Raw genomic sequence first — 12,583 nt, forward strand, 5'->3', positions numbered from 1 at the left:
CACCGACTGAATATTCCCTAGTTCCGATGGCAATGAAACGTACTTGAAGTATTCGGGAAGTTCAAATGTGACCGTAAAAGAATCCCCCGAAGAAGTCGCTCGCAAGGTGCTGGAATACAGGCTGGCGATGATTGATTTTCAAGTCGATGTCGAAGGAGCAGGCGCTTGGGCGAGAAAGCAACTTGAAAAGCTCGCCGGATTGGACAACGGTAAAGGAAAGGAATAGTCCTCGGCCCCCGCTTCGCTGGGTGGTTCGGTCGATTCGAAGCAAAGACGAAGGGGGTGCAGCATGCTCACACTCCAACCAATCACTTATGAGGAAGCATGCGAGTATGTCCGGCAGTATCATCGTCACCATATCCCACCACAAGGACATAAGTTCAGTATTGCAGTAGCCGACGAGGAAAAGGTTGTCGGTGTGATCATGGTCGGCAGGCCTGTAGCGCGCCACCTTGACAACGGACGAACACTTGAAGTGACGCGATGCTGTACGGACGGAACCAAAAACGCTGCTTCAAAACTGTACGCAGCTGCTTGGAGTGCAGCGAAGGCACTCGGTTACCGTCGTCTTATTACTTACACACTTGCATCAGAACCAGGAACGAGTCTGCGGGCGGCAGGGTGGAAGGAACTGTACAAAACAAGCGGCGGAAGCTGGAATGTACCTTCAAGGCCGAGAATTGATAAACACCCGATTGGACAGAAGACGATATGGGAGCAGATAGCAGAATGATTCAGGCCGTCAGGCCATCGAGCCGACCGAATAAGCGCGAGCCGTAAAGGAGAATTTCTATGAACTATATTTTCAAGCATCCCGAACTATTGGAAGGCTAGAAAGACAAAAGAAAAAACCCTCGCAACAACTTGGCGGAAGTGGTGCGTGAAGTCGTCGGTCTCTCCGGTACGCCGATCTACGGACGAGGAGGGGAAATCTTCAACATTATGGACGTTCTGGACCGTGGCTGTCTTGGAGATTGGGATTCATTCACTCGGGAATGGTGCGACGGTTATGGCAGCGACGTTGTAATGGATCCGGAAATGCTCGGCGCGCACTTACGTCGGGAGGGGTTAATGCTTCGTCGGACGAAAGAAGACGTATTGTCCGAGTTGCCACCAAAACGACGTGTCATACAGCATATCGACTCGGATGAGCGTGTTTTCTCTGCGCAGATGAAAGAAGTCATTCGCCTCATCGGGCAGCATGACGAAAGCACAGAGGCTTTCGAAAAGGGACGTCTGAAGCGCCAAATTGGTGAAAGGGTACGTCAGGCTACTGGCATTGCAAAGGCGCCATATGTGGCTGAATTTGTCCGTATGTTGCTCGATTCCGGCGAGGCCGTTGTCCTTTACGGCTACCATCATGAGGTATATCGGATTTGGAAACAAAAGCTGCAGTCGTACAAGCCCGTGTTTGTCACCGGCGAGGAGACGGAGAAGGAAAAGGACGAGGCCAAAAAGGCATTCATTCGTGGCGATACGAACCTCATCGTTATCTCATTGCGAGCGGCGGCCGGTCTGGATGGATTGCAAGGGCGCGCAAGCGTCAGCGTTTTCGGTGAGCTCGACTGGTCCCCGGGTATCCATTCCCAATGTGAGGACCGTTTGCATCGAATTGGTCAAAAAGATTCTGTGCTCAGTTATTACCTTGTCTGTAGCGACGGCAGCGATGAGCAAATGATGGATGCACTCGGATTCAAAACCGAGCAGTTTCTCGGTATCATGGGTGGCCAAGGAGAGACAGAGCAGGATCGCGAGCTCGCTCAAGTGGAAGTCGGTAAGCATCTTGATCGTGTCATGGCGAAATACCGGAAGGGCGTGAAGACGTGAGTGATGAAAAACAAGTGAAACATGTCGATATTGTCCGACATAAGCAGTAAGAATGGTTACAGCGCGGAACGGTAGAACTTTGTCTAAGACCGGCAAGAAAGTGCGTGTAAGATTTTTGAAAATCGATAACCCTGCCATTGCAATGAATTGGACGGTTTATTATCCCATTGAATCATTAGAGGTTATAAAGGAAGGAGAGGGGCTGAAATGAGCCCCCGTGAAATAGAAGTCGGTAAAACTTATCACAATGGCAATCAAGGAATGCTCGGTACAGCAAGAAAGGTGTTGGAGATGGGTGTCCACGTCAAGCATTTAGATGGCAAAGGAACCGAATCGGACACCGGTGTTCGGTTTAGACAAGAAAAAGGTCCATACAGCGGTCGGATATTTGTGATACCGCTCGTCAGCTTCGCCAAATGGGCAAAAGGTGAGGTTGAGGAAGGAGCTGCAATCGATGGGTGAGGCTCGCAGACGCAAATTGGCTGAAAGTACGACACAAGGAACGGAGAAGCAGATGCATCATAATTCAACGACCGGCAATCGCGCTGGAATTGTCGCCGGAGGATTTATTCCATTTGCTACTTTGATGGCGCTCATTATGGGGGGAAAAGGTCATGGCAAATCACGTTAATGCTTTGGAAGATATTTCCCCGGATTTTAAGCCAAACGCATATGATGCTTATGTGGCATCCGAAATCATTAAGTACGAAGGGACACCTTACGCCATCATTCGTTTTACCCAACTGTGTTTGGGGCTTTATGACAACGCTTTTTGGTTCTTTCTCAGCACGCTATGGGTTAGTTACTCTGGCTGGTCGGATTTGAATTTGTGGCGTAAACATTTCCGTAACAGCGGCCGAAGCGAAAAACGTCTCTCATGAAGCCAAGCGAGCTAACCGAATTTCATAAGCTGCCTGAAGTCATTATTGCCTATCGCGCGCATCGACCATGTGAAACGGATTGGATCAGCTATACCTTAGATCGGAATATTGCGGAACGTTTCGCCCTGGAACGCAAGGTCGATCATATTGCGCAATATCAACTGCGAAAACGCGACGTTCTGGCTCTATTTTTACGGCGTGGGGAACAAGAGATCATTATGTTGGATCCGAAAAAGGCTGGAAGGCCTCAGTATCTGTCTGTAGGAGAAAGGAGTAATACATAATGGCTATTTTTTGCCCGATTGTGATGCAAATTGTCTGGTACCTTCGAAAGAAACGGAAGCGGTAAAATGAAAAGGAAAAGGAAAAGGAAAGATTCAAAGCCAAATATTCCAATGCAGTGTCCAATATGTAAAAAGTATTTTCGAAACATTCGACATTTCCCAAAGCATTTGGAGCGATGCAGGGAAAAGTTTCTCGGATAAAGAAAAAATCCCCGCATCCTTTGGTGGGATCTGTGCGGGGCCTGTCCAAAAAGCTTTATCAACCATTATTTTACCACGCGAGAGGGATGAAAGGAAATGATGGTTGATGCAAAATTAGTCTCCGATGCCGGCACGATCGTCCAACAAATCTCCTTGTTCCCTGAAGTGACCGTTAAAAACGTTGAACGGACGCTAATGATCCTTGAAAAGTACCCCTTTATGAAAATTCTGATGCGGGACTATGAGGATAATGAGCACGAATTATTTATGACTGATGTCGAAGGGGAAACGGCTCGCCGATATGCAGACGAGGATACTCATGCCGACAAGACACCCAATGCTGTAATCTACCGTGAAAAACGTAAGGCAATATATCTGGAATATAAAATCTATACTCGGTCAGTTGAGCGCGCATGCTCATTAATTTTGGACCCGGAAGTCAGAAAGGCCATTCATTATCGATTTATCGAAGGTCATAGGTATAAAGACGCGATATTGTTCTTTAGGCGTAGCATGAGCGAAGCAACATTCAACCGAAAAATCAATGAAGGCGTTAAAACCATCGCTCACTCACTCTTAATGTTCGGGGTGCTTGACCGGGAATGGAATTATTAATAAAGGAGATGAGCAGTTTGCCAAAGCAAAATATGCCCCCCAAGCGATATGCTCGTGAAAGGGATTTCTACGAGAATAAGCTGAAGCGCGTTATGGACGAATTGGATATGAGCTATGAGTTGCGTTATGACCGCTGGGAAGGCGCAGCCATCGATTTTACGACACCGAAAGGTATACGGAGACGATTTGAACGGGTCATCGATAAGCAGACCATTCATTACTCGAGCGACGTCTAGCGCAGATCGTGTTATGGATGGAAAAGGTTGCTTGGGCAAAACGTGAAGGGATATTTGATATAGATGAGGCGGTCGCCGGCTTGCCGGCGCTGCCGCCACCAATGCCCGAATGTTTCTGGAAATTGGGATTCGGTTCTGTCCCTAACGAGCAACAGCTTACCTCACGATGGAAAGAACTACTTAAGACGGAGCATCCGGACATTAAGAAAGGAAACGATGTACACTTCCGTGAACTAAAAGCGGCATATGAGGAAGCAATAAAACTATTAAATCGTTAATAGGATGGATTGTTCCTAGGCAAAGTGGTCCTATCTAACCGGGTAATTTTAACTCATTCGACAAATTACAGCAGGTAAATACAGGTTATTTGTTGAATTATCCAGGTATCGGAGGTGCGATGGTATGGTTAGAATTTTATTTTTCTTGTTCCGCATCTTGTTCAACATAATGTTTTTTATTTTTGGGTTTTACTTATTGAAAGAGAAAGATGGGGTCTACATTTATTGGCATTCTTATGAAGGGTACTTTTTAACGAGCCGCCAAGTTTGGTATCGGTTCAAAATAAGATTAACATGAATCTTTTTGTGAAAAAAATGAGAGTAAGTTGAGTGCAGGTTGAAAGTATCTTGGAAGCATATCCGTGCTATGATGTATTTGTCAAAGTATACCTAATAGCAGCCATTAGTTAGCGACGGCCCTGCGGATTGCTCAAAGGATATTATGGTGGAAAATCCAAGTCGTGAGGAGAGCCTATTTGATGCAATTCGCGGTGTTTTCATTATTATCCACTATTGAGTACCTGGCCATGTTCGCGCTGATGTTTGCTATGTTTCGATTTTCCTACCGGTTCTATCACATCAATTCGATCTTTGCTAGTTTGATTCTCTGCTTTGTTTCGTACACCTTGAGAATGAAATACGATCAAGGTATTGCTGCAACCGTCATACAGCTTTTCCTGATGATTGGTTTCGTGTGGCTCCTATACAGAGTCCAGATTTTTTTCGCAGCCATAATGGTGGTAAAGGTCTATATTGCCTATGCCATTATCCAATTCATCGTATTTTTTATATTTAACCATTTTGGTCTACTTTCACTTGAAGAGCTCAATAACACCGATGTATACAATTTCAAACTACCGCTAACGACAGCTGCCATTACCTTTTTGATTACTTGGTTCTTAAAGAAAACAAACGGCGGATTTTCTTACATTCCTGACAGTCAAAAGGCACGCATAATATTTAAAGGTGTGAATCTTGCATTTCTTATCATGCTTTTGGTGGCACTGGCTGCATATATTATTTCATTTTACCTAATTGGTACGAAACAATTAGACTCGATGTACATCGTTACGATTATCCTGGTGGTCGTGCTTGTCCCGTTGTTGATCTTATCTACGAGAAAGGAAAGAGAACCTTGATCGAAAACGCAGCACATTGGTTAGCCGCGCGAATTAAAAGGGCAAACCCGGAAGAAACCACATCTGTTGAGATCATGCGGTTTTCGTTGATTATCTTGATTAACGCGATTTCGATTTTCCTCTTCTCGTCACTTGTTGGGTTTTTAACTGGGAAATTGGTGGACACCCTAATCGTGTTTGTTCTAATGTGCGTGCTGCGCTTTCTCTCAGGTGGGCACCATCTAAGTACCCCGACTGGCTGCATAGCCTTATCAACCATTGTGGTTAGCTTGGTGCCGCACATACATATTACCTCTATGCTTGTAATGGTTTTTAATGGGATTAGCCTGCTGCTAATTTTATTTTTGGCGCCAGCGGGATTGGAAGGGCATACTCGCGTTCCAAAAGAGTATTACCCCCTATTCAAAGGCATCTCAGCATTGATGGTACTGAGCAACTTTTGGTTTCGAATTGATCTGTTTGCTATCGCTTTTTTCATACAAGCCCTTTCGTTGATTCCCTTTAGAAAAGGAGGTGAATAATTCTATGAAAAAGCTTGCTGCAAAGCATACCTCGATGATGCTTTCTTTGATCGCATTGGCGTTTGTGGTGGTAGCCTCTCCGGTTCTCTATCATAGGCCGCAAGTCCCGCAAGATTTGCTCAAAAAATGATTCCTTTGGATTCTGAGACAATTTGCAACCTCCCGTCGTCTAATTTATTAGGCGGTTGTGTGCACGGGAGGTTGCATTCAAATCATATAAAAAGGACGAGCATCGATGGCTTACAAAGTCGGACGATGCTTGCTCCAAAGAAGGCTACAAGAAGCTGGTATGACACAGCAAGATCTCGCCAATCGTATCAACATGTCGCGGCAGCAAGTTTCTGATTATGCAACAGGCGTTAAAAATTCCATGCATCTCAGTACTGCAAAAACCATCGCCAGTGCGATCGGCTGCTCAATCGATGATTTGTATGAGTGGATAGAGATCAAGCCTTCAAAACGGAGCAAGCGGGCGGAGAAGTAATTCTCCCGCCGGATGACTTTGTACGCTAACGAGTGTACATTTGATGCTAGGTCGTTGACGGGAACGGAGGAAAGTATGGATCAAACAGAGCGATTGTCGGTCGTGCGACGCCTTGCGAACGGAACCGATCAACTCGTTAATGTCCCCATATCTGATATTCGAGGCATCAAAACCTACAACTCAGTCGTAACGGTTCACATGAAAGATGGTGAAGTATTATATGTTCCGGATTATAGTATTGATGGGTACTTCTCTTTACTAAAACCATATCATTTTGAAAAATTGGATCGTAACAACCTGGCAAACATGGAAGAAGCTGCGGTGTATGACGGGGATGCAAAACGACTGTATTTCGAAGAGAGTTTCGATAAGGATTCATTTTATGTAACGGTTTCGGAACCGAACATTCCGAAAGTAAAACACCTAAATAATAAATCAGCAACTGCACCCGAGACTAAGAAAACAAAACCACGAAATCGACTGGTTTATTGATAAATTTAGGACAAGAAGGGCCGCACTTAAGCGGCTCTTTTTGTTTCCTCAAAACAAATGAAAGCGGGGGGCCCGAGGTGAATTCATTCTTAAATCGGGATGATCGCGGCGATCAAAAGCCAGATTCCCCTCGTAGGCAACCTCACAAGTGCCGCGGCTGTGGCTGGGGAAGATGGGACGGAGTGAAGCAGTTTTGCATGCTGCCTTCTTGCACCAAGCCGGACGTGCTGCTCCCAATGAAAGAATGGGCAGAAGTCATGCTGTCTGAGGATGCAGAATTCAATCGGATTCCGTTCGAAGATAGATGGCACATGTACCAAGAGTATAAAAAGCGAATGAGGACAACGCAGAAAGCGGGCAAGCCTCCCAATTCTTTGAAGGATGATCGAAGTTGAAACGGGTACTCGCGATCAGCGACATTCACGGATATATCGATCCGCTGCAGCGCCTTTTGGAAGAAGTGAAGTACCGCTTTGAGGCGGATCAACTCATTTTCCTTGGCGATTATGTTGATCGCGGCCCCGACAGCAAGGCGGTTATCGAGCTTGTTCGGCAGTTGGTTAAAGATGGTCTCGCCATAGCGCTGCGCGGCAATCACGATCAGATGTTCCTGGATTTCCTGACGAATCGGAACAATGACGCTATGGCCGACACCCTGTTCATCAGGAATGGCGGCATGAGCACCATACAGAGCTATTACGGGTTAAACTGGTTCGACGAGAATAACCAGCGCGGCAGTATTGCCAGGGCTCGCGAGTTCATTCTTAGCAATTATAAGCATCATGTTGAGTTTTTGCGTTCACTGCCTTTTTACCATGAAACGGAACGTCATCTTTTCGTGCATGCCGGCATTAATACACGGCATGAGGATTGGCGCCGACAGCCGAAGGAAGATTTTCTTTGGATCCGCGGCGAGTTCATCAATAACCCACATTCTGCCGGCAAGATGGTCGTGTTCGGTCATACGCCAACCGTAAACATTCACGATAATTTGGCTATTTGGTTCAGCGGCGATAAGATCGGAATCGACGGCGGATGCGCGTTCGGGTACCAGTTGAACTGCTTAGAAATCACCGAGGACGGGTACAAAACCTACTCGGTGCCGCAGAAAATAATGACGGAGGAGGCGGTATAAATGGCGATCCCAGCGACTCCCCACAAACGGGGCAGCATGATGCTGAAGGTTTATACCATGTACGTGCACCAGGAATTCTCGACAATCGAGATCGGTCGCAAACTGCGAATTGATCCGACAACCGTAAGCGACTATCTGAAAAAGGTTGAGCAGATGAGCCCGGAACTCCGGAAGCATATACGCCGGCAGCGTAAGAAAAACGAACGTGACCGGGCTTACAAAAGCCATCTCGTTAAGACGCCGGAATGGGTGGAGGCGTAACTCCATGCTCGAACTTCAGCCAATCACTTTCGCCGAAGCATGCGAATTCGTTCGCCAGTATCACCGGCACCATCCACCGACGTTAGGCCATAAGTTCTCGATCGCCGTCGCAGATGGCGAGAAGGTCGTCGGTGTCGTCACGGTCGGCCGCCCCGTCGCCCGCCACCTCGATAACGGACGTACGCTAGAAGTTACCCGCTGCTGCACGGACGGTACGAAAAATGCTGCATCGAGCTTTACGCAGCTGCTTGGCGCGCCGCCCGGGCGCTCGGTTACCGCCGGCTCATCACTTACACGCTGATAGAGGAACCTGGTACCAGCCTTCGAGGTGCCGGGTGGAAGGAACTCTACAAAACAAAGGGTGGTTCTTGGAACTGCCCGACGCGCCCGCGTATCGACAAGCATCCGACCGGGCAAAAGACGTTATGGGAGCTTATAGCGGAGTGATGGACAAGTTTGAATACGGTTTGAACGGGTTATATATTGCATTGGCAGATTTCCCGTCTGTCCTGTTTGGATGGGCGTGGTACAGGGAAGATCGTTGTTTTGAACTTCATTTTGGTTTCTTTACTGTTGGCTATCAGTTTTAGAAAATGGAGGACATTTCGATGTCACATACCCATTACCGCGCGAAGTGTCCGCGCTGCAGCCATCCGAACACGCTGCCGATCCCGGCGAAACAGACGCGGACGACACTCGATTTTGTCTGCAGCTACGCGCCGCCCGCCGGCCAGCAAAAGAAAGCGGCCGACGACGTGCGCTTATAAGCCCATTTGGACTCGCTCGGAAAGAAATAGCACCATGCTGCTGTTTGGAGGTGATCGTCGTTGTCCAGAAGCAGAATTGTCATAAATGACGATACCGGCGAGATCATTTCAAAACACAAGTCAGACCGTTTCGCTATGAAGTTTACGGAGGTGTGGCGATACGTGTACAAGTCAAACCTGTTCACAGCGGCGGAAGAGCGAGTGCTAAACCGGCTGGCCGAATATCTGCAAATGAATACGAATGCGATCGTGAACCCGAACGGCAGCATTATGACGGTTGAGGACATGGCCCGCAATATTCGCATGGACCGGTCGGATATTCGCAAATACCTCCGGCAGCTCGTCCGGAAAAACGCCCTGGGTGTCTGGAAGAGTGGTTATGACGAAACTTATTTCATGAACCCTTTCTTGTACGTTAAAGGCAAAATCGAGCCATGGCTTTATGAACGGTTTGAAGAGGAGTTTGGCGCCAAGGCCGTCAAGTCTAACGAGGGTAAGAGATTCAAAGCCGGCAAGAAACTGACTTCCCTTGTCGCGGCTGTATAAAAGATATTAGAGAAAGAGTTAGCCGACGCGCAAAAACGCCGAAATCCCTTATGGGATAAGGCCTGACAGCGAACTTTCTTTGTAGGAGTTTTCCTGTGAAAATGTAGGGATTTTCCTACAATTCTAATAGAGCTCGACTATCGACGGGCATTATGATGATGGGTCAAATATGAAGTGATATATATAAAAACGTATGTTCGTATTTGTTCTTGATTTCGAGATCTTTGCTTCAATCATTTTCGTTTTGTTACGCTATTTCGTAATACGTCAAAACCCTTGATTTATAAGGCATTAGATGTAGCAATTTTACTGTTACGTTTCGATTGTTACGTAATACGTTTCGTAATGTTGGGAGTTGTTTCGAAACATGCCACGGCCGAATAAAGTTGAGCAGCTAGGACTACAAGAAATCGTCATTAACGGCTACAAAGCTGACCTTCCTGACCGTGAAATAGCGCGTCAATGTTCGGAGTGGGCCGGCGAACCTGTTTCCTATAACGCGGTTCGTCGCTGGTATGAATCGTACAAGGAAGGCCAGACGAAAAAGGCCATCATAACCGAAGACAAGCGCAGGCTCCTTAAAGCAGTTAACCAGGAGCTTGATATTATAAATCTTCAGCTTAGAACAACGTCAGCGCTTTTAGAGAAGTTCCAAATGCTCGATACCCTGCCTGATATGGTCAATGAGCGCATGGATAAGCTCATCGAAAATTTATCGGAGCGCGGGGAGGACTTTAATTACATCGAATATCTTCAGGACTGGCAACAGTCCTTTGAAAAGGAACTCCATCGTAAGGTGTACGAGATCACAGCACTAAACCGTGAGCTCCGGGAAAACAGCAAGTTTCTCGCCGATTTGCGCGCCAAGGCGTTTGAGTTCAGTCTTATACAGGAATACCTCGCGTTATTCATGGAGCTTTTCCGGGAGGAGGACAGGAGCGGCGCGTTCGATCGGGCGGTACAGCGGATCGCGGCGAATCCGCGGATGCAGCAGATCGTGGACCAGCAACGGATAATGATGGGAGGTCAATAAGGGTATGAAACCAGTATTTGACCCGGGTTTACTCGAAATGGCGACATTCAAACTTAATGACTTAGATGGAAAGAAGGTTGCTTTACGATTCATTGAGTCTGAAGGCTTGGAATTGTTGTATGCATGTGAAGGGGATCAGTTGTATTTGATACAACACAATCTACCTGAATGATATTTGGGGGTGGCGGTTGATGTGCTATTCAAAATCCATGATTACATCAGGCAGACGGCCGCGTCCGTCGCCGAAGTAAAAAAGATCGAAATTGATTATACCAGGCTGGAAGCGGATTATGAGGCAGAAGCAGAGCGGTGCTTAGAACTCGCCAGCGGGTTCAATGAGCTCGAGCAAAGCTTAGTGAAAGAATCGCTTCGTCGCTGGCGTGTGCAGCGCGGCGAGAATGATATCGAATGGTTCGCACGATATTATTTTCAGGAGTACGTTGAAGACGAGACGCCTGAATTTCATTACGAGCTCAACGATCTTGTTGAAGATGCAGAGAAGGATAAGGAACATTACCGCGGCCTTATATTGGCTGCGCCACGGGGCCATGCAAAGTCGTTTCGCATAAGTTTCTTGAAGGTTATTCATTGGGCTGTCTTCAAAAAGAAAAAATTTGTAGTACTCATTAGCGATACTGGCACGCAGGCTGAGTCGATGACGAGTGCAATCAAGATAGAGTTTGAGCAAAATGACCGGCTGCGTGAAGATTTTGGGGACTTGGTTGGCGAGAATTACGGCATGCGCTGGACCGCCGGCGACTTTTACATCACGTTCCCCAAGGTGGATGCGAAGGGGATTGAGGTCAAGGATAAGCGCGGGAAGCTGCGCCCGGGATACACCTGCCGGATCGTGGCGCGCGGCACGAATGCCGGTATGCGCGGATTGAAAAGCCGCTCGGCCCGGCCGGATCTGGTAATCATCGACGACGGTGAAAACGACGAGCTCGTGCAGACGCCGCTGCAGCGCAAAAAAGTATGGAACTGGTTAACCGGTGCCGTCATTCCGATGTTACATCCGAAAGACGGCCTTTTTGTTGTGGTTGGGACTGTCCTTCACTTCGATTCAATGCTTTCGCGACTTTTGACAATGACCGATATTTACCGGGTAAAGCGATATAAGGCCATCAAGGATGACGGGTCGTCACTCTGGCCGTCGCGTTTCCCGCTGAATATATTAGGCAAACTAAAACAGCAGCTTGGCACGCTAAAGTTCAATCAGGAATACCAGAATGATCCGATCGATGAAGATTCGCAGGCATTCCGGCCAGAGTGGTTCCGTTTCTACACGAAAAACGAAATCAGCTTCCACGACGGCAGCTGGTGGTATCATGAAGAGCGCATGACCATCTGGCAGGGCGTAGACCCAGCCATCAGCGAGAAAGAGTCGGCGGACGATTTCGTCATCTTTACAATCGGTATTACCGAGACACATAAGATCATTCTGTTGCAGGTTTTCCACGGGCATTTCGACTTTATCACGCAGGTCAATAGCATCATCAAAAAGTACCAGGAGTGGCTGCCGGCGCGCGTCGGGATTGAAACCGTCGCCTATCAGGAAGCACTTAAGCAGCAGACAATCAAAGATGCGCTTATACCGGTGAAGAGCCTCGATCAGCGCGGCGATAAGTTCACAAGAATCGTCACTATGTCGGTATTCTTTGAAAACAGACAAGTTTACATCCGGCAAGCCCTCGACAACGAAGAGGGCTTTGTTGATATGACGAGGCTACCGAATGTTCGCATTCATCAGCATTTCTATAAGTTCTTTTACCAGGCGGTACAGTACGCTCCGAAGGCGGCGCAAGACGATATTCTCGACGCGCTGCAGAACTGTTTCGAGATCGCCCGGCCGCCGCTGCTGCCCAATGAATTCTATCAGTAAT

23 protein-coding genes and 1 pseudogene are annotated in these 12,583 nt (G+C 47.4%); all 24 read left to right on the forward strand.

Annotation, left to right across the window (positions count from 1 at the left end; all coding sequences use genetic code 11):
* Positions 1-67 precede the first annotated feature (67 nt).
* The 24 genes and pseudogenes from SD70_RS35690 (at position 68) to SD70_RS02385 (ending at position 12,582) form a co-directional block, all read left to right on the forward strand.
* Complete coding sequence (locus SD70_RS35690) at positions 68-226, forward strand: hypothetical protein (protein WP_156157850.1); 159 nt, start codon at positions 68-70, stop codon at positions 224-226.
* 63 nt (positions 227-289) lie between these two features.
* Entirely contained in the window at positions 290-733 is a 444-nt protein-coding gene (locus tag SD70_RS02300; RefSeq protein WP_041045290.1) for an XF1762 family protein, read from the forward strand.
* Between the two features lie 143 nt (positions 734-876).
* Positions 877-1,827: a DEAD/DEAH box helicase gene (locus tag SD70_RS02305; protein ID WP_156157851.1), complete on the forward strand. Its 951-nt coding sequence runs from the start codon at positions 877-879 to the stop codon at positions 1,825-1,827.
* A 207-nt stretch (positions 1,828-2,034) separates the two neighbouring features.
* Positions 2,035-2,289: a hypothetical protein gene (locus tag SD70_RS02310; RefSeq protein ID WP_041045292.1), complete on the forward strand. Its 255-nt coding sequence runs from the start codon at positions 2,035-2,037 to the stop codon at positions 2,287-2,289.
* Entirely contained in the window at positions 2,282-2,458 is a 177-nt protein-coding gene (locus SD70_RS35695; protein WP_156157852.1) for a hypothetical protein, read from the forward strand. The genes SD70_RS02310 and SD70_RS35695 overlap by 8 nt, the downstream gene beginning before the upstream one ends.
* Positions 2,442-2,708 (forward strand): hypothetical protein, encoded by a 267-nt coding sequence (locus SD70_RS36710; protein ID WP_197080911.1) that lies wholly within the window; start codon positions 2,442-2,444, stop codon positions 2,706-2,708. Before SD70_RS35695 ends, SD70_RS36710 begins: the two co-directional genes overlap by 17 nt.
* Positions 2,705-2,992, forward strand: a complete 288-nt coding sequence (locus SD70_RS36715; RefSeq protein ID WP_197080912.1) for a hypothetical protein — start codon at positions 2,705-2,707, stop codon at positions 2,990-2,992. The genes SD70_RS36710 and SD70_RS36715 overlap by 4 nt, the downstream gene beginning before the upstream one ends.
* Before the next feature lie 297 nt (positions 2,993-3,289).
* Positions 3,290-3,808, forward strand: a complete 519-nt coding sequence (locus SD70_RS02320; protein ID WP_052486979.1) for a hypothetical protein — start codon at positions 3,290-3,292, stop codon at positions 3,806-3,808.
* 107 nt (positions 3,809-3,915) lie between these two features.
* Positions 3,916-4,044, forward strand: a complete 129-nt coding sequence (locus SD70_RS39095) for a hypothetical protein (RefSeq protein ID WP_269432401.1) — start codon at positions 3,916-3,918, stop codon at positions 4,042-4,044.
* A gap of 17 nt (positions 4,045-4,061) precedes the next feature.
* Positions 4,062-4,322 (forward strand): hypothetical protein, encoded by a 261-nt coding sequence (locus SD70_RS02330; RefSeq protein WP_041045297.1) that lies wholly within the window; start codon positions 4,062-4,064, stop codon positions 4,320-4,322.
* A gap of 479 nt (positions 4,323-4,801) precedes the next feature.
* Entirely contained in the window at positions 4,802-5,461 is a 660-nt protein-coding gene (locus SD70_RS36720; protein WP_052486980.1) for a hypothetical protein, read from the forward strand.
* A complete protein-coding gene (locus tag SD70_RS02340) occupies positions 5,458-5,982 on the forward strand; it encodes an accessory gene regulator ArgB-like protein (protein ID WP_041045299.1) in 525 nt (174 codons plus the stop codon). Before SD70_RS36720 ends, SD70_RS02340 begins: the two co-directional genes overlap by 4 nt.
* Positions 5,983-5,986: 4 nt before the next feature.
* Positions 5,987-6,112, forward strand: coding sequence for an AgrD family cyclic lactone autoinducer peptide (locus tag SD70_RS34450; RefSeq protein WP_082053077.1), 126 nt, complete (start codon positions 5,987-5,989; stop codon positions 6,110-6,112).
* A gap of 105 nt (positions 6,113-6,217) precedes the next feature.
* Complete coding sequence (locus tag SD70_RS02345; protein ID WP_041045301.1) at positions 6,218-6,466, forward strand: helix-turn-helix transcriptional regulator; 249 nt, start codon at positions 6,218-6,220, stop codon at positions 6,464-6,466.
* A gap of 75 nt (positions 6,467-6,541) precedes the next feature.
* Positions 6,542-6,958: a LytTR family transcriptional regulator DNA-binding domain-containing protein gene (locus tag SD70_RS02350; protein WP_041045303.1), complete on the forward strand. Its 417-nt coding sequence runs from the start codon at positions 6,542-6,544 to the stop codon at positions 6,956-6,958.
* 391 nt (positions 6,959-7,349) lie between these two features.
* Entirely contained in the window at positions 7,350-8,093 is a 744-nt protein-coding gene (locus tag SD70_RS02360; protein ID WP_041045307.1) for a metallophosphoesterase family protein, read from the forward strand.
* On the forward strand, positions 8,094-8,354 hold the full coding sequence (locus SD70_RS02365; RefSeq protein WP_041045309.1) for a hypothetical protein: 261 nt from the start codon (positions 8,094-8,096) through the stop codon (positions 8,352-8,354).
* A 4-nt stretch (positions 8,355-8,358) separates the two neighbouring features.
* Positions 8,359-8,801: pseudogene (locus SD70_RS02370) on the forward strand (XF1762 family protein).
* The gene (locus SD70_RS36725) at positions 8,723-8,944 is read left to right on the forward strand and encodes a hypothetical protein (RefSeq protein ID WP_197080914.1); all 222 of its coding nucleotides are present in this window, start codon (positions 8,723-8,725) and stop codon (positions 8,942-8,944) included. Before SD70_RS02370 ends, SD70_RS36725 begins: the two are co-directional and overlap by 79 nt.
* Positions 8,945-8,962: 18 nt before the next feature.
* On the forward strand, positions 8,963-9,121 hold the full coding sequence (locus SD70_RS35700) for a hypothetical protein (RefSeq protein WP_156157853.1): 159 nt from the start codon (positions 8,963-8,965) through the stop codon (positions 9,119-9,121).
* Positions 9,122-9,283: 162 nt separating this feature from the next.
* Positions 9,284-9,667 carry a hypothetical protein gene (locus SD70_RS02375; RefSeq protein WP_156157854.1) on the forward strand — a complete coding sequence of 128 codons (384 nt, stop codon included), beginning with the start codon at positions 9,284-9,286 and terminating at the stop codon, positions 9,665-9,667.
* 367 nt (positions 9,668-10,034) lie between these two features.
* A complete protein-coding gene (locus SD70_RS02380; protein WP_041045313.1) occupies positions 10,035-10,700 on the forward strand; it encodes a hypothetical protein in 666 nt (221 codons plus the stop codon).
* Between the two features lie 4 nt (positions 10,701-10,704).
* Positions 10,705-10,872, forward strand: a complete 168-nt coding sequence (locus tag SD70_RS35705; RefSeq protein ID WP_156157855.1) for a hypothetical protein — start codon at positions 10,705-10,707, stop codon at positions 10,870-10,872.
* Positions 10,873-10,893: 21 nt separating this feature from the next.
* Positions 10,894-12,582 carry a hypothetical protein gene (locus tag SD70_RS02385; protein WP_041045315.1) on the forward strand — a complete coding sequence of 563 codons (1,689 nt, stop codon included), beginning with the start codon at positions 10,894-10,896 and terminating at the stop codon, positions 12,580-12,582.
* Position 12,583: the final 1 nt, after the last annotated feature.

This window comes from Gordoniibacillus kamchatkensis (assembly GCF_000829455.1).
In the GTDB taxonomy this organism is placed as follows: domain Bacteria; phylum Bacillota; class Bacilli; order Paenibacillales; family NBRC-103111; genus Gordoniibacillus; species Gordoniibacillus kamchatkensis.

Excerpts from the sequence above, each read along its gene's own strand:
- SD70_RS02380 (WP_041045313.1), top strand. The coding sequence starts at position 10,035 with ATGCCACGGCCGAATAAAGTTGAGCAGCTAGGACTACAAGAAATCGTC.
- SD70_RS35695 (WP_156157852.1), top strand. The coding sequence starts at position 2,282 with ATGGGTGAGGCTCGCAGACGCAAATTGGCTGAAAGTACGACACAAGGA.
- SD70_RS39095 (WP_269432401.1), top strand. The coding sequence starts at position 3,916 with ATGAGCTATGAGTTGCGTTATGACCGCTGGGAAGGCGCAGCCATCGAT.
- SD70_RS35705 (WP_156157855.1), top strand. The coding sequence starts at position 10,705 with ATGAAACCAGTATTTGACCCGGGTTTACTCGAAATGGCGACATTCAAA.
- SD70_RS02350 (WP_041045303.1), top strand. The coding sequence starts at position 6,542 with ATGGATCAAACAGAGCGATTGTCGGTCGTGCGACGCCTTGCGAACGGA.
- SD70_RS02310 (WP_041045292.1), top strand. The coding sequence starts at position 2,035 with ATGAGCCCCCGTGAAATAGAAGTCGGTAAAACTTATCACAATGGCAAT.
- SD70_RS02330 (WP_041045297.1), top strand. The coding sequence starts at position 4,062 with ATGGAAAAGGTTGCTTGGGCAAAACGTGAAGGGATATTTGATATAGAT.
- SD70_RS02320 (WP_052486979.1), top strand. The coding sequence starts at position 3,290 with ATGATGGTTGATGCAAAATTAGTCTCCGATGCCGGCACGATCGTCCAA.
- SD70_RS36720 (WP_052486980.1), top strand. The coding sequence starts at position 4,802 with ATGCAATTCGCGGTGTTTTCATTATTATCCACTATTGAGTACCTGGCC.
- SD70_RS35700 (WP_156157853.1), top strand. The coding sequence starts at position 8,963 with ATGTCACATACCCATTACCGCGCGAAGTGTCCGCGCTGCAGCCATCCG.
- SD70_RS34450 (WP_082053077.1), top strand. The coding sequence starts at position 5,987 with ATGAAAAAGCTTGCTGCAAAGCATACCTCGATGATGCTTTCTTTGATC.
- SD70_RS36715 (WP_197080912.1), top strand. The coding sequence starts at position 2,705 with ATGAAGCCAAGCGAGCTAACCGAATTTCATAAGCTGCCTGAAGTCATT.
- SD70_RS02345 (WP_041045301.1), top strand. The coding sequence starts at position 6,218 with ATGGCTTACAAAGTCGGACGATGCTTGCTCCAAAGAAGGCTACAAGAA.
- SD70_RS36710 (WP_197080911.1), top strand. The coding sequence starts at position 2,442 with ATGGCAAATCACGTTAATGCTTTGGAAGATATTTCCCCGGATTTTAAG.
- SD70_RS02300 (WP_041045290.1), top strand. The coding sequence starts at position 290 with ATGCTCACACTCCAACCAATCACTTATGAGGAAGCATGCGAGTATGTC.
- SD70_RS02365 (WP_041045309.1), top strand. The coding sequence starts at position 8,094 with ATGGCGATCCCAGCGACTCCCCACAAACGGGGCAGCATGATGCTGAAG.